The 25,146-nt window shown below is 64.1% G+C and carries 23 protein-coding genes; 13 read left to right on the top strand and 10 right to left on the bottom strand.

The genetic code is table 11. From position 1 onward, the window contains the following. Positions 1-56: 56 nt before the first annotated feature. From N0K08_RS17825 to argG, 3 genes are all read left to right on the top strand, one after another. Complete coding sequence (locus tag N0K08_RS17825; protein ID WP_261501743.1) at positions 57-782, top strand: glycine zipper 2TM domain-containing protein; 726 nt, start codon at positions 57-59, stop codon at positions 780-782. 164 nt (positions 783-946) lie between these two features. Further along, positions 947-1,264, top strand: coding sequence for a pyrimidine/purine nucleoside phosphorylase (gene ppnP / locus N0K08_RS17830; protein WP_261501744.1), 318 nt, complete (start codon positions 947-949; stop codon positions 1,262-1,264). A 45-nt stretch (positions 1,265-1,309) separates the two neighbouring features. Then, positions 1,310-2,647: an argininosuccinate synthase gene (argG, locus tag N0K08_RS17835; protein ID WP_261501745.1), complete on the top strand. Its 1,338-nt coding sequence runs from the start codon at positions 1,310-1,312 to the stop codon at positions 2,645-2,647. A 283-nt stretch (positions 2,648-2,930) separates the two neighbouring features. Here the strand turns inward: argG and N0K08_RS17840 are convergent, their stop codons facing one another. Next, complete coding sequence (locus tag N0K08_RS17840; RefSeq protein ID WP_261501746.1) at positions 2,931-4,082, bottom strand: GGDEF domain-containing protein; 1,152 nt, start codon at positions 4,080-4,082, stop codon at positions 2,931-2,933. 227 nt (positions 4,083-4,309) lie between these two features. Here N0K08_RS17840 and N0K08_RS17845 point away from each other — a divergent pair, with 227 nt between their 5' ends. Next, on the top strand, positions 4,310-4,846 hold the full coding sequence (locus N0K08_RS17845) for a carboxymuconolactone decarboxylase family protein (protein WP_261501747.1): 537 nt from the start codon (positions 4,310-4,312) through the stop codon (positions 4,844-4,846). Between the two features lie 33 nt (positions 4,847-4,879). On the opposite strand, the gene N0K08_RS17850 is transcribed toward N0K08_RS17845, so the two are convergent. Both N0K08_RS17850 and N0K08_RS17855 read right to left on the bottom strand, forming a co-directional pair. Then, positions 4,880-6,037 (bottom strand): GGDEF domain-containing protein, encoded by a 1,158-nt coding sequence (locus N0K08_RS17850; RefSeq protein ID WP_261501748.1) that lies wholly within the window; start codon positions 6,035-6,037, stop codon positions 4,880-4,882. Positions 6,038-6,194: 157 nt separating this feature from the next. Next, the gene (locus tag N0K08_RS17855) at positions 6,195-7,079 is read right to left on the bottom strand and encodes a LysR family transcriptional regulator (protein WP_261501749.1); all 885 of its coding nucleotides are present in this window, start codon (positions 7,077-7,079) and stop codon (positions 6,195-6,197) included. A 199-nt stretch (positions 7,080-7,278) separates the two neighbouring features. Here N0K08_RS17855 and N0K08_RS17860 point away from each other — a divergent pair, with 199 nt between their 5' ends. The 3 genes from N0K08_RS17860 to N0K08_RS17870 are packed head-to-tail and all read left to right on the top strand — an operon-like array spanning position 7,279 to position 10,545. Continuing rightward, positions 7,279-8,502, top strand: coding sequence for a CaiB/BaiF CoA transferase family protein (locus N0K08_RS17860; RefSeq protein WP_261501750.1), 1,224 nt, complete (start codon positions 7,279-7,281; stop codon positions 8,500-8,502). Beyond that, on the top strand, positions 8,499-9,515 hold the full coding sequence (locus tag N0K08_RS17865; RefSeq protein ID WP_261501751.1) for a hydroxymethylglutaryl-CoA lyase: 1,017 nt from the start codon (positions 8,499-8,501) through the stop codon (positions 9,513-9,515). The genes N0K08_RS17860 and N0K08_RS17865 overlap by 4 nt, the downstream gene beginning before the upstream one ends. Positions 9,516-9,564: 49 nt before the next feature. Next, the gene (locus tag N0K08_RS17870) at positions 9,565-10,545 is read left to right on the top strand and encodes a Bug family tripartite tricarboxylate transporter substrate binding protein (protein WP_261501752.1); all 981 of its coding nucleotides are present in this window, start codon (positions 9,565-9,567) and stop codon (positions 10,543-10,545) included. On the opposite strand, the gene N0K08_RS17875 is transcribed toward N0K08_RS17870, so the two are convergent. Continuing rightward, complete coding sequence (locus N0K08_RS17875; protein WP_261501753.1) at positions 10,546-11,733, bottom strand: tetratricopeptide repeat protein; 1,188 nt, start codon at positions 11,731-11,733, stop codon at positions 10,546-10,548. Between the two features lie 187 nt (positions 11,734-11,920). Further along, the gene (locus tag N0K08_RS17880) at positions 11,921-12,838 is read right to left on the bottom strand and encodes a LysR family transcriptional regulator (RefSeq protein ID WP_261501754.1); all 918 of its coding nucleotides are present in this window, start codon (positions 12,836-12,838) and stop codon (positions 11,921-11,923) included. A gap of 155 nt (positions 12,839-12,993) precedes the next feature. Between N0K08_RS17880 and N0K08_RS17885 the strand changes: the two genes are divergently transcribed. Continuing rightward, the gene (locus N0K08_RS17885) at positions 12,994-14,202 is read left to right on the top strand and encodes a CaiB/BaiF CoA transferase family protein (RefSeq protein ID WP_261501755.1); all 1,209 of its coding nucleotides are present in this window, start codon (positions 12,994-12,996) and stop codon (positions 14,200-14,202) included. 26 nt (positions 14,203-14,228) lie between these two features. Beyond that, positions 14,229-15,233: a Bug family tripartite tricarboxylate transporter substrate binding protein gene (locus N0K08_RS17890; protein WP_261501756.1), complete on the top strand. Its 1,005-nt coding sequence runs from the start codon at positions 14,229-14,231 to the stop codon at positions 15,231-15,233. 36 nt (positions 15,234-15,269) lie between these two features. Here N0K08_RS17890 and N0K08_RS17895 read toward each other — a convergent pair whose 3' ends face one another. The 3 genes from N0K08_RS17895 to N0K08_RS17905 form a co-directional block, all read right to left on the bottom strand. Next, positions 15,270-16,988 (bottom strand): putative bifunctional diguanylate cyclase/phosphodiesterase, encoded by a 1,719-nt coding sequence (locus N0K08_RS17895; RefSeq protein ID WP_261501757.1) that lies wholly within the window; start codon positions 16,986-16,988, stop codon positions 15,270-15,272. Position 16,989: 1 nt separating this feature from the next. Continuing rightward, positions 16,990-18,528: a methyl-accepting chemotaxis protein gene (locus N0K08_RS17900; protein ID WP_261501758.1), complete on the bottom strand. Its 1,539-nt coding sequence runs from the start codon at positions 18,526-18,528 to the stop codon at positions 16,990-16,992. 224 nt (positions 18,529-18,752) lie between these two features. Beyond that, positions 18,753-19,475, bottom strand: a complete 723-nt coding sequence (locus N0K08_RS17905; RefSeq protein ID WP_261501759.1) for a Crp/Fnr family transcriptional regulator — start codon at positions 19,473-19,475, stop codon at positions 18,753-18,755. A 99-nt stretch (positions 19,476-19,574) separates the two neighbouring features. Here N0K08_RS17905 and N0K08_RS17910 point away from each other — a divergent pair, with 99 nt between their 5' ends. Both N0K08_RS17910 and N0K08_RS17915 read left to right on the top strand, forming a co-directional pair. Further along, entirely contained in the window at positions 19,575-19,733 is a 159-nt protein-coding gene (locus N0K08_RS17910) for a hypothetical protein (protein WP_261501760.1), read from the top strand. Positions 19,734-19,790: 57 nt separating this feature from the next. Next, positions 19,791-20,165, top strand: a complete 375-nt coding sequence (locus N0K08_RS17915) for a nucleotide pyrophosphohydrolase (RefSeq protein WP_261501761.1) — start codon at positions 19,791-19,793, stop codon at positions 20,163-20,165. Between the two features lie 57 nt (positions 20,166-20,222). Here the strand turns inward: N0K08_RS17915 and N0K08_RS17920 are convergent, their stop codons facing one another. Together N0K08_RS17920 and N0K08_RS17925 are read right to left on the bottom strand one after the other, a co-directional pair. Continuing rightward, positions 20,223-20,783: a methylated-DNA--[protein]-cysteine S-methyltransferase gene (locus tag N0K08_RS17920; protein ID WP_261501762.1), complete on the bottom strand. Its 561-nt coding sequence runs from the start codon at positions 20,781-20,783 to the stop codon at positions 20,223-20,225. Between the two features lie 102 nt (positions 20,784-20,885). Beyond that, positions 20,886-21,332, bottom strand: coding sequence for a winged helix-turn-helix transcriptional regulator (locus tag N0K08_RS17925; protein WP_261501763.1), 447 nt, complete (start codon positions 21,330-21,332; stop codon positions 20,886-20,888). A gap of 106 nt (positions 21,333-21,438) precedes the next feature. Between N0K08_RS17925 and N0K08_RS17930 the strand changes: the two genes are divergently transcribed. Then, positions 21,439-22,641, top strand: coding sequence for an MFS transporter (locus tag N0K08_RS17930; RefSeq protein WP_261501764.1), 1,203 nt, complete (start codon positions 21,439-21,441; stop codon positions 22,639-22,641). Positions 22,642-23,505: 864 nt separating this feature from the next. Further along, on the top strand, positions 23,506-25,146 hold a 1,641-nt coding region (locus N0K08_RS17935), incomplete at its 3' end, for a DUF5801 repeats-in-toxin domain-containing protein (RefSeq protein WP_261501765.1).

Consider the following 25,146-nt stretch of genomic DNA (forward strand, 5'->3'; position numbering starts at 1 on the left):
ACACTTTCTCTTACGGCCTGGGCGTGAGCGTCTTCGGCCACAAAGGAGCGAAAGCCATGAAGAACATGATCTGGATCGGGGCTGCAGCCGCCTTGTCTACCGGCGCTGCAATGGCCCAGGAACAAGGCCGCGTGCTGTCCGTTTCCCCGGTGCAGCAGCAGGTATCCGTGCCGCAGCAGGTCTGCCAGGACGAAACCGTGCCCGTGCGCCAGCGCAGCTCGGGCGCGGGCGCCGTCCTGGGCGCCGTGGTCGGCGGACTGGCGGGCAATGCCATCGGCAGCGGCGGTGGCCGCGCAGCCGCCACGGGCGCGGGCCTGGTGGGCGGCGCCATGCTGGGCAACCAGCTTGAAGGCAATGGCAGCGTGGGCTACGAAACCGTGCGCCGCTGCACCACCCAGAATTTCTACCGCAACCAGGCCGTGGGCTACGACGTGGTCTATGAGTACGCCGGTCGCCAGTACACGACGCGCACCGCCACCCCTCCGGGCGACTGGATTGCGCTGAGCGTGCAGCCGGCCCAGGCGCCCAGCTACGCTCCCGCCTACAACCCCGGCTACTACAGCAGCGAAGGCTATCCTGCCCAGGCCTTGCCACCGGTCACCTATGCCACGCCCCAGCCCGTCTACACCTACCCCGTGGACTCGGGCTACCGCGCTTCCGACTACATCGCGCCAATCCTGATTGGCGCCACGATTGCCGCCGGCGCGCACTATGCATTCCGCCCCCGTGGCTATTACTACGGCCATGGTTACCGCCCTCGCCCACACGGCTGGCGTCGTTGAATGCCGGCCTGACACCGGAAAATCCGGCGGCTGAGGCCCCACCCAGCGCCCCGCGAGCTGTGCTTGCCGGGGCGCTTTGCATGGCGACGTCCATGCATGCAGCACGGGGCAAGCTGACTGGCCTAAAATCAGTCCTTTGCCCACTTCCACGGACTGCGCTTTTCATGACCACCGAAATCTTCGCCGGCGTTACCCTCACAACCAAAGCCAACGTGTACTTTGACGGCAAGTGCGTGAGCCACAGCTTCACCCTTGCCGACGGCACCAAGAAATCGGTGGGCGTGGTCCTGCCCGCCACGCTGACTTTTGGCACGGCTGCTGCTGAAATCATGGAATGCGTGGGCGGCGCCTGCGAATACCGCCTGGACGGCACCGACCAATGGCTCAGCTCCCAGGCCGGTGAGTCCTTCCACATTCCCGCGAATTCGAAGTTCGACATTCGCGTGACAGAGGCTTACCACTACATCTGTCACTACGCCTGAGCCTTGCGGCCGCGTCCCTTTTTCTCTTACCCAGAGTGCACTGATATGGAAACCATTCTCAAAAACCTCCCCGTCGGCCAAAAAGTCGGCATCGCCTTCTCCGGCGGCCTGGACACCAGCGCCGCGCTGCGCTGGATGAAGAACAAGGGCGCCGTGCCCTACGCCTACACGGCCAATCTGGGCCAGCCCGACGAAGCCGATTACGACGAAATTCCCCGCAAGGCCATGGAATACGGCGCCGAGCAGGCCCGTCTGATCGACTGCCGCACCCAGCTGGCCAATGAAGGCATTGCCGCCATCCAGGCCGGCGCTTTCCATATCTCCACCGGCGGCATCACCTATTTCAACACCACGCCCCTGGGCCGTGCCGTGACCGGCACCATGCTGGTGGCCGCCATGAAGGCCGACGACGTCCACATCTGGGGCGACGGCTCGACTTTCAAGGGCAACGACATCGAGCGCTTCTACCGCTACGGTCTGCTGACCAACCCCGCGCTGCGCATCTACAAGCCCTGGCTGGACCAGGCCTTCATCGACGAACTCGGCGGTCGCGCCGAAATGTCGGCCTTCATGACCAAGGAAGGTTTCGGCTACAAGATGAGCGCCGAAAAGGCCTACTCGACCGACTCCAACATGCTGGGCGCAACGCACGAAGCCAAGGACCTGGAACTGCTGTCCAGCGGCATGCACATCGTGAACCCCATCATGGGCGTGGCATTCTGGAAGCCTGAAGTCGAAGTCAAGGCCGAGGAAGTTTCGGTGACCTTCGAGGAAGGCCGTCCCGTGGCCCTCAATGGCAAGCGCATTGAAGACCCCGTGGAACTGTTCCTCGAAGCCAACCGCATCGGCGGCCGCCACGGCCTGGGCATGAGCGACCAGATCGAGAACCGCATCATCGAAGCCAAGAGCCGCGGCATCTACGAAGCCCCGGGCATGGCCTTGCTGCACATCGCCTACGAGCGTCTGGTGACCGGCATCCACAACGAAGACACCATCGAGCAGTACCGCATCAACGGTCTGCGCCTGGGCCGTCTGCTGTACCAGGGCCGCTGGTTCGACCCCCAGGCCATCATGCTGCGCGAAACCGCCCAGCGCTGGGTGGCCCGCGCCATCACCGGCACCGTGACGCTGGAACTGCGCCGCGGCAACGACTACTCGCTGCTCAACACCGAGTCGTCCAACCTGACGTACCAGCCCGAGCGCCTGTCGATGGAAAAAGTCGAAGACGCGCCCTTCTCGCCCGCGGACCGCATCGGCCAGCTGACCATGCGCAACCTGGACCTGATGGACACGCGCGACAAGCTGGCGATCTACGCCAAGGCCGGCCTGCTGTCCATGGGCAGCAACTCGGCACTGCCCCAACTGGGCACCGACAAGTCCTGAGCCCGCGCCTGAGGGCATGAAAAAGCCACGCCATCGCGAGATAGGCGTGGCTTTTTTCATGCGGCGAAGATTGGGGTTTGAGCTTCACAGCCATCCCAGATGGAAATGCCCCAGCAAGAAGCGCACGGTCCCCCTGGCGCTCCTGCCTCGTTCCTGACTGTGCACAGCACCGTCGTCCAACGCAAAGGAGGACCCCATGGCATGGCGCAAGTTCATGGAGTACCAGGACGGCGCCCATGGGCCTGCGCCCGCGCCCTGATCGTCGCTCTGGAACGTCGACCTGTCATGACAGGGCTTGGCCGTCGCACACCACCTGATTGCGCCCCGACTTCTTCGCCTGGTAGAGCAAGGCATCGGCACGCTCCAGCGCTTGCGCCAGGTCCTGGAAGCACGCCACCCAGGCCACACCGAAACTGGCCGTGACCGCCCCCGCAATGGCGCTGCAATGGGTGTGGGACAGCTGCCTTCGCATGCGCTCCGCCACGCTGGCGGCAACCGACATATCGGCGCAGCGCAGCAGCACGACAAACTCCTCGCCACCAAAGCGGGCCACCAGATCATCCTCCCTCACCTGCTGCTGCAGAGTCTGCCCCACCGTGTGCAGGACCTGGTCTCCGGCAGCGTGGCCCCAGGCATCGTTGACCGCCTTGAAATGGTCGACATCGCACACCAGCAGCGCCCAGCCCGGCGACTTGGGGCCGCGCAGGCGCTGCTGCGCAGACTCCACAAAGGAGCGCCGGTTCAATAGACCGGTCAATGCATCGCGGTCACGCTCGTTGCGCAAGGTCTGCAAGGTCTCCCGCACCGTGCAGGCCAGCAGGATCAGCAGATATCCCAGGCTGATCACCATGTTCGCGGCCAGCATCAGCACCCACCATCCCGAGCGCGTCAGCTCATCCATATGCGCCGCCGGCAGCAAAGCGGCGACCACCATGGCGCGGATCAAGGTGTATGCGATCAGCAGCAGATAGCTGCCCCACAGCCAGCGCTCCAGGCGATGGCTGAAGGCCGCCACGCGAAGAATGCTGCGAACCGGCAGCACCTGGATTCCAAACATGCCCGCGTTGAGGATCAGCATGCGCAGCCACAGCTGGTCCAGTACCTGGGAGAAGTAGTAAAGCAGTGCCAGCGTGACGGCCGCAATCCCCGCCGCCAGCCCTGGATGCGCCCTGCCCCCATAGCGATCGGCCATGCCCCGTGAAATCGCCCAGGCACCCGCCAGATAAAAAGCACCGGCCAGGACCGCCCAGTCCGCCAACTGCGCATTGCCCATCAAGCTTTGCGCCGCCAAAGGGAAGGCCGGCACGATATAGCCCGCAGCAATCCACAGCAGATAGCGCTGCTCGCGCATGGCCGTCCAGCAGGCAATCAATGCCGAGCCAAGCAGCAAGGAGCAAGCCGGCACAATCAGCGCGAAATATTGATCAGCAGGCACGGTGGAGGCAGGGAAGACTGGCGATGCACCACCGAGACGGCGCGAAGTGCAAGGGCCGCCTGGCGGGCGTCATTTTCTACATGGCCACGGATGGATCAGAACCGCCACGGCAAACCATGGCGCATGAAATAGGCTCCAGCAGCATAGGGAAATCTGGAGCGCTGGCGTATTCTTCCACACACGCTGCAAGGCGCTTGTTGCCCCCCCTTTATCCAAGGAGCTCAGCCATGTCTCGTCTTTCCATGATCCAGCCCGCCGAAGCGACCGGTGCCGCCGCCGAATTGTTCGGCAATATCAAGAAAGCGGCTGGCAAGGTGCCCAACGCCTATGCCACGATAGGCAGCCACAGCCCGGATGCACTGGCCAGCATGCTCGTCACGGAAGCGACGATCGCCAAGGGTTCGCTGTCGAAAAGCGATATCGAAGCCATCAAGCTGGCGGTCAGCGAAGCCGCGGGTTGCGACTATTGTCTTGCCGCGCACACGCTCATGGGCAAGCTCGCCGGACTCACGCCTGAGGCCATGAAACAGATTCGGGCCAACGCCTCGACCGGCGACGCCAAGCGGGATGCCTTGGTGCATTTCGTCCACCAGTTGGTCACCACACGCGGCACCCTGCCTGCCGCCGCGCTGAAAGCGCTGCGAACGGCCGGCTACAGCGAGCGCCAGGTGATAGAAATCGCACTCGTGATCTCATCGATCACGTTCACCAACCTGGTCAACCGCATCAACGATACGACCCTGGACTTCCCAGCCATTGCCTGACCCGCAAGACTGCCGCCGGGCGGCGGCCGCCACTCAAAGGCGGCCAATGGCCTGGACGTCGTAGATCACCTGATTGCGACCCGACTTCTTGGCCTGGTAGAGCAAGCCATCGGCACGCTCCAGCGCTTGCGGCAAATCCTGGAAGGAAAGCACCCAGGCCACGCCGAAACTGGCCGTGACCGCGCCCTTGATGGCATGGCAATGGGTTTGGGCAAGCTGCCGTCGCATGCGCTCTGCCACGCCTGCGGCGTCCGACACATTGGCGCAGCGCAGCAGCACCACAAACTCCTCGCCACCAAAGCGGGCCACCAGGTCCTCCTGCCGGACCTGCTGCAGCAGGGTCTGTCCCACGATCTGCAATACCCGGTCGCCGGCAGCGTGCCCCCAGGCATCGTTGACCGCCTTGAAATGGTCGACATCGCACACCAGCAGCGCCCAGCCCGGCGGCCTGGGGCCGTGCAGGCACTGCTGCGCAGACTCCCAAAAGGAGCGGCGATTGAGCAGACAGGTCAACGCATCGTGGTCGCGCTCGTTGCGCAAGGTCTGCAAAATATTCCGTACGGAAGATGCCAGCAGCGTCAGCACATAAGCCAGGCCGATCAGCATATTGACCGCCAGCATGGCCCGCCACAATCCCGACTGCGTCAGCTCACCCATGTGCTCCGCGGGCATCAGGATGATGATGGCCAGCGGGCGAACCACGGAGTTCGCAACCAGCAGCAGATAGCTGGCCCACAGCAAGCGCTCCAAACCATTGGTGAAGACTGCCCGGCGAAGAATGCTCCGGACGGGCAGCACGCGCAGCAGAAACATCCCGGCGTTCAAGATCAGGATGCGCAGCCACAACTTGTCCGAGACTGCGGAGAAGTAGTAAAGCAGCGCCAGCGTCACGGCAGCAATCAGCAGCGCCACCCGGGGATGCGCCGTGCCTCCGTAGCGCTCGGCCATGCCCCGCGAAATCGCCCAAACACTGCCCAGGTAGAGCGCACCCGCCAGGACTGCCCAGTTCGGCAACTGGTTATTGCTCATCAGGCTTTGCGCCCCCAAGGGGAACGCCACCACGATGAAGCCGGCCGCAATCCACAGCAGATAGCGCTGCTGGCGCATGGCTGTCCAGCAGGCAATCAATGCCACGCCCAACAGCAACGAACAGGCTGGCACGATCAGCGCGAAATAGGGATCAGAAGGCACGGAAAAGGTAGGGAAAACTTACGGTCTGCCAGGGAAAACGCCACCGAGAGAGCGCAAAGTGTAGCTTCCGCCGTGCAAACACCCGAATTTTTTCCGCCGGCTGACCCGCGCCCGCATGCGCGATGGACGTCCACACGAACCCGCTTTTGCAGCGCCCTCAAGGCCGCACCAGATGCTCCACCAGCGCCCGGGCGACGGGCGGCAGGGCATCCAGGGAACGCATGCACAGCAGCAACTGGCGCTGGGCCCAGGCTTCGTTCAAGCGCACCGCGGTGATGGCCAGCGTGCCTGCATACAAGGCCGCGCTCTGGCGCGGCAACACGCCCACGCCCAGGCCGGCGGCGACCATCAGGCACAAGGCGTCGTAACTGGTCACCTGGATGCGCAGCTTCAAGGGCATGTCCAGCTGCGCGGCGCTGCGCGTGAGCATGGCGTTGATGGCGCTGCCAGGATGCGCGCCCACAAAGTCATAGGCCAGCGCCTGCTGCATGTCCACTTGCTCCTCCTGCGTCAGCGGGTGGCCATGCGGGGCGATCAGGATCAACTCGTCCTGACGGTAAGGCAGATAGGACAGGTCACCGCCATAGCGGCCTGCGTTCAGGATGCCGAAATCGGCCGTGTTCTGTGCCACCGCCAGCGCGATCTCGCTGCTGATCTTCTCCTGCAGATGCACCTGCACTTCGGGGTGCTGCGTCATGAAGCCCTGCAGCTGCGCGGGCAGGAACTGCGTGATCGCCGAGATGTTGGCCACCATGCGCACATGGCCGCGCATGCCGCTGCCGTACTCGCGCATCTGCCGCGCGATGCCGTCCATCTCGCCGAGCACGCTGCGCGCCATGCCCAGCAAGGTGTAGGCGGCCGGCGTGGGCGCGATGCCGCGGTTGCTGCGCTCGAACAGGCGCACTTTCAGCTGCGTCTCCAGCTCCGCCAGGCGGCGGCTGGCGGCCGAGGTGGCAATGTGCTCACGCACCGCGGCGCGGGCAATGGCCTGCTCTTCCATGACGGCGACGAACAGGCGCAAAGAGGTGGGATCAAGTCGCATCCTGGCATTTTGCTTTGCCAAAAATGCAATGCACTCGCGTTCTCGGCTTTTTTTACCAAGGGTATCTACTGAATTTTTTCGCAGCTATGCCGAAATGCGATGGCAGCAACGTGAATCAGCGTTTTGCGCAACGGGCGCACTTTTGCATCATGGCCCACTTCACGCTGCGACATCTGCGCTGCGAAGAGAGAAGAAACGAATGCAAGAAACTCTGGAACACCTGCCTACATTGGACGCTGGCGCACTCGCGGGCGTGCGCGTGATCGAGATGGGGCAACTCATCGCCGGCCCTTTCGCCGGCAAGACCTTGGGCGAGTTTGGCGCCGATGTGATCAAGATCGAAGCGCCCGGGGACGGCGATCCCCTGCGCAACTGGCGCATGATCAAGGACGGCACTTCCGTGTGGTGGCAGGTGCAGTCGCGCAACAAGAAATCGGTGGCCCTGGATCTGCGCCAGCCCCAAGGCCAGGACCTGGCGCGCCAGCTGCTCAAGGAAGCGGACGTGCTGATCGAGAACTTCCGCCCCGGCACGCTCGAGGGCTGGGGCATGTCGCCCGATGAGCTGCATGCCATCAACCCCGGCCTGATCATCTTGCGCATCTCCGGCTACGGCCAGACCGGCCCCTACCGCGATCTGCCCGGTTTTGGCGTGGTCGGCGAAGCCATGGGCGGCCTGCGCCATCTCACGGGCGAGCCCGGACGCGTGCCGGTGCGCGTGGGCGTGTCGATCGGCGACACCCTGGCGGCCCTGCACGGCACCATCGGCGTGCTCACGGCGCTCTACCACCGCAAGGCCCATGGCGGCAAAGGCCAGGTGATCGATGTGGCGCTGCACGAAGCCGTGTTCAACGTCATGGAAAGCCTGATTCCCGAGTACAGCGCCTTTGGCGCGGTGCGCGAAGCGGCCGGCAGCGCCTTGCCAGGCATTGCGCCATCCAACGCCTACCCCTGCGCCGACGGCTGGGTGCTGGTCGCGGGCAATGGCGACAGCATCTTCAAGCGCCTGATGCAGACCATCGGCCGCGAAGACCTGGGCAACACCCCCGATCTCGCCAGCAACGCCGGGCGCGTGGCGCGCGTGCAGGAAATCGACGCCGCGATCGGCGCCTGGACGCAAACCCGCAGCATCGCCGACGTGCTGGAGCAACTGGGAGCGGCCCGCGTGCCCGCAGGCCGCGTCTACACCGCGAAAGACATTTGCGAAGACCCGCACTACCGGGCGCGCGACATGATCCTGCAGCAGCAAACGCGCGACGGCTACAGCCTCGAAGTGCCGGGCATCGTGCCCAAGCTGTCGGCCACGCCGGGCACGATCCGCTCCAGCGCGCCCCAGCTGGGCGACGACACCGACGCGGTGCTGGCCGGCATGGGCCTGGGCCCCGAGCAGATTGCCACGCTGCGCGCACAGGGGGTGATCCAATGACCGCGACCGGCGTAGCTGCGGCCCAGGTCTGGAACGGCGCGGGCCGGCGCATCTACCTCCAGGAAGTCGGCCCGCGCGACGGCCTGCAAATGGAAAAAGTGTTTGTGCCCACGGCGCAGAAGATTGCCATGGTCAATGCCTTGTCCAACGCCGGCATGGCCAAGGTGGAAGTGACGGCCTTTGTGTCGCCCACGGCGATTCCCGCGCTGGCCGATGCGGAGCTGGTGCTGCGCGGCATTGAACGCCCACCCGGCACCGTGATGACCTGCCTGGTGCCCAACGTCAAAGGCGCCGAGCGCGCGATGTGCGCCGGCGCGGATGAGTTGAACCTCGTGATGTCGGTCAGCGAAACGCATAACCTGTGCAATCTGCGCATGTTGCGCGTGCAGTCCTTTGCCGGCCTGCAGGAGGTGATTGCCGTCGCACAGCAGGGCCAGGTGGCCGTCAACGTCTCGCTGTCGTGCAGCTTCGGCTGCCCCATGGAAGGCGATGTGCCGGCCGAAGTCGTGCTCGACTGGGCGCAGCGCTTCATCGCCCTGGGCGTGCAAGGCATCACCTTGTGCGACACCACGGGCATGGCCCATCCGGCGCAGGTGCATGCCCTGGTGGCGGCGTTCAAGCGCCGCTGGCCGCAGACCACGCTGACCTTGCATTTCCACGACACGCGCGCCATGGCCCTGGCCAATGTGCTGGCGGCCATCGCTGCCGGGGCGGACCGGTTTGACGCGTCGGTGGGCGGCCTGGGCGGCTGCCCTTACGCGCCAGGCGCCAGTGGCAATGCCTGCACGGAGGAGCTGGTGCATGCGCTGCAGCTCATGGGCTATGACACCGGTGTGGACCTGGCGGCGCTGACGCAGGTGGCCGCGGGCCTGCCGGCGCAGATCGGCCACGACATTCCCAGTGCGATCGTCAAGGCCGGCACGGTGCACCAATTGCACCCCGCGCCCGCATCGCTGCAAGAGGTTCGAGCGCGCGCGCAGGAGCGGCTGCAGGCGACAGAACAGGGGCTTTGAGGCCCCCACTACAAGGGCTTGGCCCATTACAAAATCGAAGGAGACACCAATGACAATGACGCGTAAACAATTTGCCCAGCTCGCGCTGGCGACCGGCCTGGCCCTGGGCCTGGCCGGCACTGCCGCCGCGCGCACCGACTACCCCAGCAAGTCCATCAACATGGTGGTGCCGGCATCCGCCGGAGGCACCACCGATCTGGCCGCCCGCATGACGGCGCAGGCCTTGGGCCCGGCGCTGGGACAAACCATCGTCGTGGAGAACAAGGGCGGCGGCAACGGCAACATCGCGGCAGCACAGGTCAAGCGCGCCGAAGCCGACGGCTATACCTTGCTGATGCAGTATTCGGGCTTTCACGTGATCTCGCCCCATCTGGCCAAGAGCCCCTGGGAGCTGGCCGACTTCGTGCCCGTGGCCAATGTCCTGTCCGCCCCGCAAATCGTGGTGGTGCGCCGTGATCTGCCCGTGAACAACATGCAGGAACTCGTGGCCTACGCCAAGGCCAACCCGATGAAGCTGAACTACGCCTCTTCGGGCAACGGCTCGCTGCAGCACGTGACCGGCGTGCAGCTGGAACAAGCCGCGGGCGTGCGCATGGTGCACGTGCCGTACAAGGGCACGGGCCCGGCATTGCAGGACTTGCTCAGCGGCCAGGTGGATCTGACCTTCGGCACCGCGCCGCCGTTCATGCCCCATATCCAGGCCGGCAAGCTCAAGGTGCTGGCGGTGACCGGCAAGGAGCGCCTGCCCAGCCTGGCCAACGTGCCCACCACGGCGGAAGCAGGCCTTCCCGGCGTGAACGCCACTTCGTGGTTTGCGCTGTTTGCGCCCGCCAAGACCCCCAATGCCATCGTGCGCAAGCTCGAAGCCGATGTGCGCACCATGCTGGGCGATGCCGCTTTCCAGAAGAAAGCCTTGGATCAGGGCGCGACCGCCGACTTCAAGGACGGCAAGGCGCTGGGCGCCATGGTCAAGCGCGACTGGGACATGTGGGCCAAAGTGGTGAAGGAAGCCAACATCCAGGCGGAGTGATCAGCGCTTGCGCGCCAGTTGCTCGCTGATGGTTTGCAGCACCGGCGCGTCCGGGCTGCGCAGGGACTGGCCCAGGGCTTTGGCCTGCGCCAGCTCGGTCGGGTTGAGAAACTTGATCAGCTTGTCGCGCAGGCCTGGCGCGAAGTTCTCGGCCGACGGGTCGCGTGCCGCCGCCGCGTCGTACAGCGCATAGGCCACCACGCGGTTGCGGGGCACGCCCAGGGCCTTGCTGTAGATACCGCCCAGGTTCTGCAGCGCGCCCGCATCGCCCTGCTCCGCGGCTTGGCCGTACCAGTGCAGCGATTGGGCCTGGTCCTGGGGAATGCCCTGGCCGCCGGCATACATCAGGCCGAGATTGAACTGGGCATTCACATTCCCGCCCTTCGCGGCCTGCAGGTACCACTTCGCGGCTTCGCGCTTGTCCACGGCCACGCCCTGTCCCTGGTCGTAGGCTATGCCCAGATTGAACTGCGCGCTGTGCGTGCCCTGCAGCGCCGATTTGCGATACCAGTCGACCGCCTCCTGCGCATTGGGCGCCACGCCGCGCCCCTCCTCCAGCATCATGGCCAGGTTGTTCTGCGCGTCGCGCTGTCCTTGCTCGGCCGCCTTGCGGTACCAGTGCACCGCCTGGGCCTCGTCCTTGGCCATGCCCAGGCCTTCGTCCAGCATCACGCCCAGGTTGAATTGCGCACCCCGGTGGCCCTGCTCGGCCGCCTTGCGAAACCATTGGGCGGCCAGCCGCTCATCCTGCGCCACGCCTTGGCCCTTCTGGTAGATCAGGCCCAGGTTGAACTGCGCGCTGGCAAAGCCCTGATCGGCGGCCTTGCGGTACCAGGCGGCGGCCAGCGCCTCGTCCTTGGGAACGCCGTCGCCTTCACTGTAGAGCACGGCCAGGTTGTTCTGCGCGGTGACATCGCCTTGTGCGGCGGCCTGGAGGTACCAGCGCGCGGCGTCGGCGGCGCTCTTGGCAAGGCCCCGGCCATGGTCGTACATGATGCCCAGCTTGAGTTGCGCGCGGGCATCGCCCTGGTCGGCCAGCGCCTGGAACTCCTTCAGGGCGAGCGGAAAATTCTGCGCGTTGTAGGCCGCGAGGCCTTCGTCCCAGCCTGCGGCGGCGGGCAGGGCCGCCAGGCCCAGTGGCGTGGCGATCAAAAGCGTGTTCAACAGGCGATGCAGGGAGTGTTTCATACGGGGGATGGGGTGCGGACGGTTTGCACAGCGTTTGAGGAGATCAAACCTGGGCTCGGCGGCGTGGTCCGGGAAAGAAAGAGAAGAAGAGAAAGCGTGCGCGACGCGATGCAGCGGATGGCTTGATTTTGCCGCCAAACAAGCCGGCAAGAACCGGTTTCACGCTGCCGCGGCCCAGGCCGAACGCTCACCGCGGCCCGTCAGGCAGGGCGCCCTGCTCCTGCGCCTTGCCCAGCAGGAAGTCGATCAGCGTCGCGATTGCCTTGGTCTGGTAGCGCGTGGGCATGTACAGCAGGTACTTGTTCGTGGACAGGAAGTCCAGGCTGCCGGGCTCGAACGGCAGGCGCACCAGCTCGCCGCGCTGCAGCGGCTCGCGCACCATGTAGTCGGGCACGATGCCCACGCCCAGGCCTTGCAGAACCGCGTCGCGCAGAAAGTAGAAGTTGGCCGACATCAGCCGCGGCTCTATGCGCAGCTGCGCGCTGCTGCCCACGTGGTGGCCGGCCAGGCGCAGCTTCTGACCGGTGAGATTCGACGTGATGAGCGGCACGCGGTGCAGCTGTGCCAGGCTGCTCGGCATTCCGCCGGCCTGCGCCAAGGCGGGCGCCGCGCAGGCCACATAGTGCACCGGCCCCATGTTGCGCGCGACCAGATGCGGCGGCGGCTCGGTCATCACCCGCATGGCGAAATCCACCTTGCCTTCGAGCAAGTCCTCGATATCGTTGTCGAAGACCACCTCCAGCGTGACGCCCGAATAGCGCTGCATGAACTCCGTGAGCCAGGACGACATGGTCAATTGGCCATAGCCGCTGGGCACCGACAAGCGCACCGTGCCCTGCAGGCTCTGGCCCAGGCTGCTCACCGACTCGGTGGCGGCCAGCAGCTCCTGGCGGATGGCGCGGCCGTGTTCATACAGCTTCCAGCCCAGTTCGGTGGGCTCGATCTGGCGCGTGGTGCGGCGCAGCAGCTGCTGGTCCAGCTCGCGCTCGAACTGGTTGAGCCGCTGGCTCACATTGGCCCGGCTCACGCCCAGGCGCACGGCGGCCTTGCTGAGATTGCCCGCTTCGATGATGTCCACCAGAAGGGACAGATTCGCCAGATTCATTGTCAATATTTCAGATACACAATGTCCAATTTTTATCACAATTGCTAAATTTTTTAAACATATGAAAATACGCACCTGAACGGTGCATCGCACGCACCGCGAATTAGTGGGGTCTGTGTGCCTCGTTTTAGATTTCCTGGACAAGGCCTTGTTGCATGAACGCTCCCCTTCCCATCCAGCCGCTGGCTGGTCTGCGTGTTCTCGATCTGTCGCGCGTACTGGCCGGCCCCATGTGCGCCATGTCGCTGGCCGACCTGGGCGCCGATGTGATCAAGGTCGAGCACCCGAGCCGCGGCGATGACACGCGCGACTGGGGCGTGCGCGTGGGCAGCCGCAACACCTCGTACTTCAACAGCGCCAACCGCAACAAGCGCTCCATCAGCCTGGATCTGCAGTCGCCCAAGGGCCAGGAGATCGCGCTGCAGCTGGCCGCGAAAAGCGACGTGGTGATCCAGAACTTCAAGGTCGGCGGCGCCGAAAAGCTGGGCCTGGGCTACGAACAGCTCAGCGCCCTCAACCCGCGCCTGGTGTATTGCTCGATCTCGGGCTACTCGCGCTCCGGCCCCGAAGCCAAGCGCCCCGGCTACGACCTGGTGGTGCAAGGCGAAGCCGGCCTGATGGCCATGAATGGTGAAGAAGGCCAGGGCCCGCTCAAATTCGGCGTGGCCGCCGTGGACATGTTCACCGGCATGTATTCCGCCCAGGCCATCCTCGCCGCCCTGTACGAGCGGCACACCACGGGCAAGGGACGCCATGTGCAGATGGCGCTGTACGACTGCGGCCTGATGATCACCAGCTACTACGGCATGGAAGCGCTGCTCAAGGATGGCGACCCGCCGAAGTTCGGCAACGCCCACCCGTCCATCGTGCCTTACGGCGTGTTCGAAGCCGCCGACGGCCCGCTGGTGATCACCGTGGGCAACAACGGCCAGTTCCAGCGCTTTTGCAACGAAATCATCGACCACCCCGAATGGGCGACCGACGAGCGCTTTGCCACCAACACCGCACGCTCGGCCCACCGCCATGTCCTGATGCCGCTGATCCACGCAGCGCTGCGCCAGCGACCACGCGCCCAACTGCTGGCCCAGCTCACAGCCGCGCAGATTCCCTGCGGTGAAGTGCTGGGCCTGCTCGACGCGCTGCAGTCCGAGCGCACGCAGGCCGCGGGTCTGCTGCACCGCTATGACGACACCGAAGCCGGTACGCAAGCCGTGCTCGCCCCCCCTTACGCCATGGACGGCGAACGCCTTCCCGTGCGCATGCCCCCGCCCCACCTGGGCGAACATACCGACGCCGTGCTGAGCGAGCAGCTGGGAATGGCCCCCGACGCCATTGCCGCACTGCGCGCGAGCAACATCATCTAAATAGCGTTTTTTACTGGAGACAAGATATGACCAAGCCACAAGCTTCCCTCAATCGCCGCCACCTGCTGGCCGCTGGCGCCGCCGGCGCGCTGAGCGCCGTTTCGGGCATCAGCTTCGCCGCCGATCCGGCCTGGCCCAACAAGCTGGTGAAGATCGTTGTCGCCTTCCCGCCCGGCGGCCCCACCGACACGGCCGCGCGCATCGTGGCGCAGAAGCTCAGCGAACGCCTGGGCCAGACCATGATCGTGGAAAACCGCCCCGGCGCCTCGGGCTCGATCGGCACGGCCGCGTTCATCAAGTCCCCCGCCGACGGCTACAACCTGTCGATGTTCGGCATGCCGGCGCTGCTCGCTCCGCTGCTGTTCAACAACAACGCCTACGACGTGCGCAAGGACTTCCTGCCCGTGGCCACGGTCTATGACCTGCCCATGGCCATCGTCATCAACCCGCGCGTGCTGCCCAACGTGACCAACCTGCAGCAGCTGATCGCCCACGCCAAGGCCGCGGAAACGCCGCTGAACTACACCAGCTCGGGCACCGGCAGCTTCGGCCACCTGTCGATGGAGCAGCTCAAGGATCTGGGCGGCTTCGAGATGCAGCACATTCCCTACCGCGGCAGCGCCCCCGCCGTGACCGATCTGATCGGCGGCCAGATCCCGGTGATGTTTGCCGACGTGGTCGCCGCCCTGCCCCACATCCAGGCAGGCAAGCTGCGCGCCATCGCCGGCAGCTCCAACAAGGCCAAACTGCTGCTGCCGGGCATCAAGTCCGTGGCCGAGCAGGGCTTTGCCGGCTTTGACGCCGACACCTGGGGCGGCCTGATCGCCCCCCTGGGCACGCCCCGCGCCGTGGTGGACCAGCTGAACAAGGAACTGAAAGTGATCCTGGCTGACCCCGAGCTGCAAAAGAAGCTGATCGGCGCGGGCGCCGTGGCCAACTACCAGGACTCCGAAACCATGCGCAAGCGCCTGGCGGCCGACTACACGCGCTGGAGCAAGATCGCCAAGGACAAGAACATCTCGGCGCTGTAAAGCCAGGCGCCCTGCAGCCGCAGTTCACGCGCAGCTCTAGGCAAAGTAGCGCTGCGTCAACGTGATCGGGCTGCCGGGGGTGCCGAGCATGCGCGAGATATCAACCGCAGGCAAGGCCTTGGCGAACAACCAACCCTGGAAGCTTTCGCATCCATTGCTGCGCAGAAATGCCAATTGCGCGGCTGTTTCCACACCTTCGGCCACCACCGGCAGACCGAGGGTGTGGGCCATCGCGATCACCGCGCGTACCAGCACCGCATCGTTGTCGTTGTGCGTCAGCTGGCGGATGAACTCGCGGTCGATCTTCAAGCGTGACACCGGCAGCAGGCGCAGGTACGACAACGATGAGTAGCCCGTGCCAAAATCGTCCAACGCAATACTGAAGCCCAAAGCGCAGAGCCTGGCGCACACCTGCCGGGTCGCATCGGGGTCGGCCATGGCTTCGGTCTCCGTGATCTCGAGTTCGATCAGCTCGGCCCGCGCGCCGTACTGATCCAGCAATTGCTGCAGGCGCATCGGCAGCTGCTGCTGGCGAAACTGCTGCGCCGACAGGTTGATGGAAACGCGCACCGGTGTTCCGTTGTCCGCCCACTCGGCAGCCTGGCGACAAGCGGTTTCCAGCACCCAGTCACCCAGCGGATGAATCAGGCCGGTGGACACGGCGACTGGAATGAAGCGATCGGGCGGCACGTTCCCCAACTCGGCATCCTGCCAGCGCAGCAGCGCCTCCACGCCCACGATGGTTCCTGTGCTCACATCCACCTGGGGCTGGTAGTGCAGCTCGAGGGCCTGCGCCTCGACGGCACGCTTGAGCCGCTCGTGAATCTGGCTGCGTTGGCGCAGGGCTTCACTCATTTCGGGCCGGTACATGGCGTGCGTGCTCCGCCCATGGGCCTTGGCCGCGTACATGGCCATGTCGGCAAAGCGCATCAGCGTGCCTGTGTCCTGCGCATCATCAGGGAACACGGTCATTCCGATGCTGGCGCTCAGGCTGACCTCACCCATCGTGAGCTGGCAGCGCGCCGAAAGACTGCGCTGCAGCTTCTGCGCGACCTCTACCGCATGGTCCTTCGATGGCAGCTCGGGCAGCAGCACGGTGAACTCGTCACCACCGAGCCGAGCAATCACATCGCCGGCGCGCAAGCCGCTGCGCAGTCTGCGTGCCACCTCGATCAACACCTGATCGCCCGCCGCATGGCCATGGGAATCGTTGACGTCCTTGAACTCGTCGAGGTCCAGCAGCAAGAGTCCCATCATCCGGCCACTGCGCCGTGCCCGCTGGATGGCCTGCTCGAAGTGCTGCATGAACATCCAACGGTTCACCAGTCCCGTGAGTCCGTCGTGCGTGGCCTGGTAGTGCATATCTTCCTGCAGACGCTTCACCGCGGTCATGTCACGTATGAATACCACCGCCACCGAGCGCTCGCCCATGGTGCAGTGCCCCAAGGCGATGTCGACGGGTACCGGCAGGCCGTCCTTGCGCAGCAGTTGCAACTGACTGACCATACCCATGGGCCGTGACACCGGGTGCAGAAAAAAGCTCTTCACCAGATGGCTGTGCTTGCTGCGCATGTGCGGCGGCAGAAACACGCTGATCGGCTGGCCCCACAACTCGTCGGGGCTGTAGCCAGTCAACAACTCCGTGGCCGGGTTGGCTTTGAGGATGGTGCCGACATCATCCACGATAAGTATGCCGTCCGGCGCAGCTTCCAGTGCGGCCATGGCGAGGTCTTCTTCGTTGGAAGTTCGGTACATTTCACACCCCTTGCTGGAACACCGATGCGGCCTCGTCGAGGCGCAAGGCCTGCTCGCCCAGCACCTGGCTCAGTTGGGCGTTGTGCTGCACCTGCACGGCATTGAGCTGGGTCATTTGCTCCAGTTGTGCCAGCGCCAGGTTGATCTGTGCCACCCCATGTGCCTGCTCCTGGCCGGCCAGGCGTATGCCGTCCATCATGGCGGCCACGCGCTCGACGACCTGCACGGCTTCGGTCAGCATGCTGGCGGCCGAAGCTACGCTGCGGTTGCCCACATCGATTTGCGCGATGGATGCGTCCATGAGCTCCTTGATCTCCTTGGCGGCACTCGCGCTCTTGACCGACAGGGCGCGCACCTCCGAGGCAACGACCGCGAAACCCTTGCCATGCTCACCTGCGCACGCCGCCTCGACCGCGGCATTGAGTGCAAGCAGGTTGGTCTGGAAGGCAATGGCGTCGATCAGGCGGGTGATGTCGGCCACCTTCTGGCTCGATGCCGAGACGCCGCGCATTTCTTCCTGGGCTTGCGCCACCATGGCCGCGCTTTGGGATGCCACCCGCACCGCCTGCGCCGCCATCTGCGCGGCCTGGATGGCGGTCTCGCTGTTGCTGCCAACGGTCGCGGCCAGCTGTTCATTGGCGGCGGCGGTTTCCTCCAGGCTGGCTGCGGCCTCCTGGGTGCGCTGGGCCAATTCATCGTTGCCCCGCTTCAGGTCGCCCGCGCCGCTGCGCAGACGAACCACCTTGCCCTGGATGTCGCCCACCAACGAGATCAGGTTGAGCGATGCCTGATCGATGCCTCGCATCACCACGCCGATCTCGTCGCAGCGGTTCAGGAACAAGGGCGCGGCGCGCTGACCGCTGGCCACCGCCTGCGCCTGCGCCACGAGCTGTCGCAGCGGCCCATGCAGCGCCGCGCGCAACCACCAGCCGCTGAGCAGCACGGCCAGCGTCCAGCCCGCCAGCGCTGGCCATTGCCCCCCCGACCACGCCATGGCTGCGGCGCCCACCAGCCATAAGGCACTCAAGCCCAAGCGCATGCGCGTGGCCAGCGAAACGAAGCGCCAGCGCGTGTGCCAGCCCAGCAGGCTCTTGCGCACCACCTGGCCACGCAGCAAGCCCAGCTGTGGGCTTCCCGTGCGGATCTCGCGATAGATATTCTCGTGCGCGGCCACACTGTCGCGGTCGGGCCGGGTGCGCACCGACAGGTAGCCCGTCACTTCACCCTGCTGGCGGATGGGCGCGGCGTTGGCGCGCACCCAATAGTGATCGCCGTCCTTGCGGCGGTTCTTGACCAGTGCCGTCCAGGTGCGGCCGCTCTTGACGGTGCTCCACATGTCATCAAAGGCCGCGGTCGGCATGTCGGGGTGCCGCACCAGGTTGTGAGCCTTGCCATACAGCTCGTCGCGCTGAAAGCCGCTGCAGGCGATGAAGGCGTCGTTGGCATACGTGATGCGGCCCTTCAAGTCGGTGGCAGACAGCAATGTCTCATGCTCACCCACAGGGTACTCACGCTGCGTGACGGGGCCGTTGTTTTTCATAGGGAAAGTAGATCAGGTCAACATGCAGGGCATCCGCCGGTCGCACCGCCGCTTCCGTGCGGCGCTGCGACAGCGAAGAAACCATTGTGGAAAATAACTGTGCCGACCATAGCGGGCATCCACCCGATTGGTCTGGTATCTGCATCAGATGTGATCCATGTCACTGCATGCCGCCCCTGCTGTGCGGAAAAGCGACGCCCGCCCAGGCAGCCTGACTCGTGGAGTTATTGCAGCGAGGACGGACTCGGTGTTTCGAGATGCCGCAACAGGTTGGGCAAGTGAAGGTCGCAGTAATTGCGGCCGCAGCGGCTGGCGCCGCCATCCCTTTCAATCCGGGCAAAAGCCCGGGCGATAGACTCGCGTGTAGTCCCCAGCAGACCGGCCAGGATGGTCTGGGTCGGCAGGCGTACACGCAAGCTGCACTGCAGATCGCTCAGATGCAACAAGGCCCCGGCCAGCCGCCGCACCACGCCGTCGCCCTTGCTCAACTGGCACCAGTTGAAATGGCTCTCGAGCACATGCGCCAGTGCATTGAGTATGTGGCCCAGGAAAACAGGATCTTCGAGCAACCCGCTGCGCTGCAGCGATGCGGGCGACAGCTCGCAATAGCGACCTTCCAGAATGCCGACATGTGTGACCGGATTGGTCCGGCCCAGCAATCCAAAGCTGCCGATCACCGTACCCCGCCCGAACATGCCGATCGACTGGCGCTGGCTGTAGCCTGAGTCGCGCAGCAGCATGGTGGCGCCCGACTTGATGATAAGGATGACGGCCGAGGTCGCTCCTTGCGTCACCAGCACATCACCGGCGCGAAAGCTGTGCTCCTTGACTTGAAGCTCGGCCACTCGATCACCCAGGGTGCAGATCACCGGGCATGACTGCTGGGTAAAGCACTGCTGACAGTTTCCGGATGCGGCCCCCATCACACGCCTGGAACGGACGGTCATGGCTGGTGCGGATCCGTGGGGAGAGGCATCGACAAGCGGGCGGTACACATGTGCATGGCTTGAGCAAAGCGATGGAAATAATGCATTCGATGGGGCGAGATGATTCGTTTGGTTACAAATATGCGCCTATTGTCGTTTGCCGCACCGGATTTCCGTTTGCCATGTTTCATGGGCACCCGCCATGAAATGCCGCAACCCCTTCTGGAAGCCAGCGATTCGCTGATCGCACCGGCTTTGCAGGTTCATCCCGACCCGTGACAAAGAAGCGCCCAGTCCAGGCGAATCGGCAACAATCTGTCCTGAAAAGGACAGAACGTGAACAAGACTTTGATAGCCGTAGACGGCGCAACCCAGGCGCTCAGGCAATTTGCCCAGGAGCGGGACTGGCAACAGTTCCATTCGCCCAAGAATTTGGTCATGGCCCTCTCGGGCGAGGTCGGTGAGCTGACCGAGATCTTTCAGTGGATGAGCGAGGCCGATTCACATGGCGCGGCTTCGGCGCCGGCAACGGCCCGCGCGGTGAGCGATGAACTGGCGGATGTCGCGCTTTACCTCATTCATCTGGCGGACGTGCTGGGGGTGGACCTCAATGCCGCCATCGTCAGCAAGCTGGCCTCCAATGCCGCCAAATACCCTGTCGCCGCATCGCGGGGCGTCAGCACCAAGTACGACCAATTGCCCCAATCATGACGGTCCAGCTCGTCATCATTGCGTGACGTGCAGCGGCAGCGGCAGCGATGCTCCATCTCAGAACCCCGGCAGGCTTGCGGTTTGCGGCACGGCTTCGAGGGCGGGAATGGCATTTTCATGTTCCAGCAGCCAGCGCTTGCGGTGCAGCCCACCGCCATAGCCGGTCAGCGAGGCATTGCTGCCAATGACGCGATGGCATGGCAGCACAATGCTGACGGGATTCGCGCCGTTGGCCAATCCCACCGCCCGGGTGGCCGCTGGCCGACCCAGACGCATGGCGAAATCCCGATAACTGAGCACCTGGCCCGCCGGAATGCTGCGCAACGCCAGCCATACCTGGCGTTGGAAATCGGTCCCGCCCAAGGCCACCTGGATGTTCTCTATGCCGCCCAGGTCGCCTTCGAAATAGGCCTGCAGGATGCGCGCGGCGGGCGACACCGCGCTGGTCTCCCGCAGCGCCAGGGCAAGCCCCTTGTATTGGCGCCGCATCAGCAAATGCATGCGCTCCTCATAGTCATGCCAGTCGAGGGCACGCACCTGCTGCTGTTCGTCGCTGACCAGCAGCAACTGGCCTATCGGGGTCGAGAATCTTTCCAGTCGAAAATTCAGTGCTGCCATGGTGGGTCCGATGAAATGGATACGCTGGCTATCCAGCAAGAGATGGGGCGGCGGCGCATGGCCCGCAAGGTGAGCCGATGCGACATGCACGGCGATATCGCCTTACGGCACTTTTTGCACCTCGGTAGCGGCCGGCAGCAGCAATGAGCCATCCGTGGACTGCGGCGTCATCAGCGCAATGGGCTGTCCCGTGCGCTTGTCTATCAGCACGGAGTGGCGCTCGCCACGCGCGAACAAATGCTGCTCCCCCCATTGCCGCAGCGCCACCACGATGGGGAACAGGCTCTCCCCCTTGGCCGTCAGCACGTATTCCTGATAGGCGCTGCCATCCGATGCCGCCTGCGTTTGCAGCACGCCCGCCTCGACCAGCCTGCGCAGGCGATCGGACAGGATGTTGCGGGCCACGCCCAGGCTGCGTTGGAAGTCACCAAAACGGCGCATGCCGTCGAAGGCATCGCGCACGATCAGCAGCGACCAGCGATCCCCGACGACATCGACGGAACGGGCGACCGGACAAGGCTCAGCGGTCAAGGGTTCACGGCGTGGCATGACATCTCCGATGGGTTGAAAAGCGAAATGAATGTGGTTGCATTTTAAAACCGTATGTCATAGCATTCAACTAGTTTTGTTTTGCAACTAGATTGCATGTTGAATCATGACGACTTCTTCACTCCCCCCGACCTTGCCACGCAGCCTGGTGTGGCTGTTCGCCGCCGCCAGTGGCTTGAGCGTGGCGAATGTCTACTACGCGCAGCCTTTGCTGGATGCGCTGGCGCGAGATTTCGCGATCAGCCATGCGGCCGTCGGTGGTGTGGTCACGGCCACGCAGATCGGCTGCGCGCTGGCTTTGCTGCTGCTGGTGCCGCTGGGCGATCGCATGGATCGCCGACGCCTGATGGCGGTGCAAATGCTCGGCTTGGTGGCGGCGTTGCTGGCCGTAGGCATGGCGCAATCGGCGTCCGCGCTGCTGGCGGCCATGCTTTGCGTGGGCCTGCTGGGCACGGCCATGGCGCAGGGGCTGATCGCCTACGCAGCCAGTGCGGCCGCTCCCCATGAGCAGGGGCGCGTTGTCGGCGCCGCGCAGGGCGGCGTGTTCATCGGCTTGCTGCTGGCCCGCGTCTTCTCTGGTGGCGTGAGCGACCTGGCCGGCTGGCGCGGCGTGTACTTCTGCTCGGCAGTGCTGATGCTGGCGGTCGCACTGCCGCTATGGCGCCGTCTGCCCGCCCTGCCCGTCTCCACCAACACCTTGAGCTATCCGCGCCTGATCGCGTCCATGCTGACGCTGCTGCGGCAGGAAAAGGTGTTGCAAGTGCGCGGCATCCTGGCGCTGCTGATGTTCGCCGCGTTCAACATCTTCTGGAGTGCGCTGGTACTGCCGTTGAGTGCGCCACCCTACCGCTTTTCGCACACGCTCATCGGCGCGTTTGGACTGGTCGGCGTGGTGGGCGCGCTGGCGGCGGCACGCGCCGGGCACTGGGCCGATCGCGGCCATGGCCAGCGCACCAGCGCGGCGGCACTCGCCGTGCTGGTACTGGCCTGGTGGCCGCTGTCGCTGATGGAGCAGTCGCTGTGGGCCCTGGTGCTCGGCATCGTGCTGCTCGACCTGGGCGGTCAGGCGCTGCATGTCACCAGCCAGAGCCTGATTTTTCGCACCCGGCCAGAAGCGCACAGCCGCCTGATTGGGCTTTACATGCTGTTCTACGCGGTCGGCAGCGGGCTCGGGGCCATAGGCACGACCATCACCTACGCCCATGCCGGCTGGCAAGGCGTATGCCTGCTGGGGGCGGCCGTCAGCCTGACAGCGCTGCTGTTCTGGTGGGTGACCTGGCGCAGCACTGCGCCGGCCTGCTTTCGATGACGGCAAAGACCACCACCTGGCTGGCTACTGGTGACGGCTTTGCGGTGCTCAGAAACGCTCAGCTTCATTTTTCTGCCAAGGAATACCCTCCCAGGCTCCTCAATGAAGGTGTTCCAGGTGGACGACGTGTTGCATACCCCGGCGATGGCGACCAACGGCGGAAATTGCGATGCGGCCAACGGTCTGAGTTCGGGCGAGAAATATGGTGCGTCAGATCGCCTCTTTGCACGGGGGCGAGACCCGCCTGGAGAGTGCGGGCCGGGTTCCGGCTGAGCATTCCCGCATGAATCCTTCGCCAGCATGGGCATTGTCAAAAAATGACCGCGCAACAGATTCTTCAGCCGGCGCTGGCGATGCTCCAAGCCGCTGCTGAGCGCGCCGCTCTGCCTCAAGAATTTTAGGCCAGCAAGCCAGCTGCCTGCCTACGTGCTGCTGCAGATGGATGAATTCAGGGCAGTCCATGTGCTCAACAAAGCCCCTGTTCCGGATGCTCCCAGAAATTGAAAATCCTTAACACATTTTTCTGGAACCCACCAGAACTGACACAAAAAAACACCCCCATTTTTTCGCCCATGGAAACCATGAAAACATGACTTTTCCCTCTGGAGACTGAGCTCAAAAGGGCAAAAAACCTGCGAAATGAGACCCTCCTGACGCAAGTAGCTTGGCCATTTTTTGAGGATTGCTGGCGCAGATACCCGATCGCAGAATCATTTCGGCTTTATCAAACTGCCCTAAACATAAGGCCCTTTCATTCCCGCCTTCGACATCGCTTCGGCCGCCTTGAATCGCAGAAAGGATTGATTTGCAAATGTCTCCTGAGGGCACCAACTCAGGCATTCAGTTGCCAAGGGAAGAACGATCATGGCACTCATCACGACAACCGGCGTCAAGGTGGCTCTTGACGAAACACCGAACTTGCAGAACGCAACCATCACGCCAGCGATTCCGGGAGACGCTGACGACAATGACATTTTGGCGAGCTCTCTGCCACTGGCGTTTTCCGGGCGCCTGACGACGCTGAACGCTGGTGCGGCCATCGACGCCGCATTGAGTGGCTACGACGGTTCAAACACAGGCCTCAATGCCTTCACGATCACGCCTGATTCCGGCGGAACCATCACGGATATCCGATTTACCGACTCCACCGGCGCCCTGCTTGATGGGCTCGATAGCGGACTTGACACCGCCAGCGGTGCCAACATTTACCTCTATACCGACACGACGGACAACAACATCGTGCTCGGTCGCGCAGCCGCAACGGATGGCAGCGCGGACCCCAATGGGGCGATCGTTTTCGCTGCCTATATCGAGGAGACCGGAGCGTCGATGACGGGAGGCAAGATCTGGACCACGCTGTACCAGCCGCTCTATCACAACGACCCCACCAACCCCGATGATTCGCTCAATCTGCTGAACAAGGTCTTCATCGGAACCACCCAGGACTCGACGTTCAGTCTGGCCAACGCCCCTTCCGGACAGAACCTCTTCCTGATGTTCACGACGGCGAACCCCACGGTGGTCAACGGCAGGATTTCGGACGTGTCTATCATCGCGACCGGCAAGAATCCGGCCGATCAGTCGACTGGCGTAAACATCAACACCGGCGACACGATCAATACCAGCCAGGCGGGCGGCCCAACGACATTTGGCACCAACAACCAGATGATCACTGAGCAGGAGGGCATCCGTTTCACGTTCGTCACTGGCGCCCTGCAGAACTTCACCATTCCCAATCTTGACCAGAACGAAGCAGACGTTGAAGCCAATATCGACTTCACCGCCGTCTTCGGCACACGGACCGCCTCCTTCGACGTGGTCCAGTTGCAAAGCGGCAAGAGTGCCCAGGTCAAGATCACCGCCCTCAACACGGCCGCTGAGAGTGGCGTCAATTTCATCAATGGCTATGCAAACGACAACACCGTCGCCATCACGAATGTTCGCGTGATCAATGCCGCAACCGGGCAGGTTATCGAAAACTCGAATGGATCGGTGAATGATCCCAGCATAGCCATCAGCTTTGCAGCCGGTGTCGCCACCATCACTGGCGTCCTGGCCGGCTACCGGATCGAATACACCACGACGACCGATCACGACCGCGTGCTCGTCGAGAACGGGGCCGCACTGACGGCCAAGGGCAATGACCACGCCGATTTCGATATTGGCGGCTTCAAACTGCTCCAGATCTCCACGGGAACCGCAGAAATCGGCTCCAAGATGTCCTTCGAAGACGACGGGCCCAGCGTCAGCACGACCGGCACCGAGCCGACGCTGACAGTGGACGAGACCGTGCTGGCGACCAATGCGACGGCCAATTTCGCGGCCAACTTCAGCCCGGTCTTCGGCGCTGACGGTGCCGGTGCCAGCGGGCTGAGCTATGCACTGGGCGTGGTGGTGGGTGCCTCGGGGCTGGTGGACACGGCCACCAACGAGGCGGTGAACCTGTCGCTGGTGGGCGGCGTGGTCCAAGGCCGCACGGCGACGACCAACGTCCTGGTGTTCACG

Source organism: Acidovorax bellezanensis (genome assembly GCF_025421555.1).
GTDB classification, from domain to species: Bacteria; Pseudomonadota; Gammaproteobacteria; order Burkholderiales; family Burkholderiaceae_C; genus Comamonas; species Comamonas bellezanensis.

What these genes read in the sequence shown, in the direction of transcription:
- N0K08_RS17885 (WP_261501755.1), top strand. Translation starts at nt 12,994, where the DNA reads ATGAACGCTCCCCTTCCCATCCAGCCGCTGGCTGGTCTGCGTGTTCTC.
- N0K08_RS17865 (WP_261501751.1), top strand. Translation starts at nt 8,499, where the DNA reads ATGACCGCGACCGGCGTAGCTGCGGCCCAGGTCTGGAACGGCGCGGGC.
- N0K08_RS17870 (WP_261501752.1), top strand. Translation starts at nt 9,565, where the DNA reads ATGACAATGACGCGTAAACAATTTGCCCAGCTCGCGCTGGCGACCGGC.
- N0K08_RS17890 (WP_261501756.1), top strand. Translation starts at nt 14,229, where the DNA reads ATGACCAAGCCACAAGCTTCCCTCAATCGCCGCCACCTGCTGGCCGCT.
- N0K08_RS17825 (WP_261501743.1), top strand. Translation starts at nt 57, where the DNA reads ATGAAGAACATGATCTGGATCGGGGCTGCAGCCGCCTTGTCTACCGGC.
- ppnP (WP_261501744.1), top strand. Translation starts at nt 947, where the DNA reads ATGACCACCGAAATCTTCGCCGGCGTTACCCTCACAACCAAAGCCAAC.
- N0K08_RS17910 (WP_261501760.1), top strand. Translation starts at nt 19,575, where the DNA reads ATGATTCGTTTGGTTACAAATATGCGCCTATTGTCGTTTGCCGCACCG.
- N0K08_RS17895 (WP_261501757.1), bottom strand. Translation starts at nt 16,988, where the DNA reads ATGTACCGAACTTCCAACGAAGAAGACCTCGCCATGGCCGCACTGGAA.
- N0K08_RS17860 (WP_261501750.1), top strand. Translation starts at nt 7,279, where the DNA reads ATGCAAGAAACTCTGGAACACCTGCCTACATTGGACGCTGGCGCACTC.
- N0K08_RS17925 (WP_261501763.1), bottom strand. Translation starts at nt 21,332, where the DNA reads ATGCCACGCCGTGAACCCTTGACCGCTGAGCCTTGTCCGGTCGCCCGT.
- N0K08_RS17930 (WP_261501764.1), top strand. Translation starts at nt 21,439, where the DNA reads ATGACGACTTCTTCACTCCCCCCGACCTTGCCACGCAGCCTGGTGTGG.
- N0K08_RS17905 (WP_261501759.1), bottom strand. Translation starts at nt 19,475, where the DNA reads ATGACCGTCCGTTCCAGGCGTGTGATGGGGGCCGCATCCGGAAACTGT.
- N0K08_RS17920 (WP_261501762.1), bottom strand. Translation starts at nt 20,783, where the DNA reads ATGGCAGCACTGAATTTTCGACTGGAAAGATTCTCGACCCCGATAGGC.
- N0K08_RS17855 (WP_261501749.1), bottom strand. Translation starts at nt 7,079, where the DNA reads ATGCGACTTGATCCCACCTCTTTGCGCCTGTTCGTCGCCGTCATGGAA.
- argG (WP_261501745.1), top strand. Translation starts at nt 1,310, where the DNA reads ATGGAAACCATTCTCAAAAACCTCCCCGTCGGCCAAAAAGTCGGCATC.
- N0K08_RS17845 (WP_261501747.1), top strand. Translation starts at nt 4,310, where the DNA reads ATGTCTCGTCTTTCCATGATCCAGCCCGCCGAAGCGACCGGTGCCGCC.
- N0K08_RS17880 (WP_261501754.1), bottom strand. Translation starts at nt 12,838, where the DNA reads ATGAATCTGGCGAATCTGTCCCTTCTGGTGGACATCATCGAAGCGGGC.
- N0K08_RS17875 (WP_261501753.1), bottom strand. Translation starts at nt 11,733, where the DNA reads ATGAAACACTCCCTGCATCGCCTGTTGAACACGCTTTTGATCGCCACG.
- N0K08_RS17900 (WP_261501758.1), bottom strand. Translation starts at nt 18,528, where the DNA reads ATGAAAAACAACGGCCCCGTCACGCAGCGTGAGTACCCTGTGGGTGAG.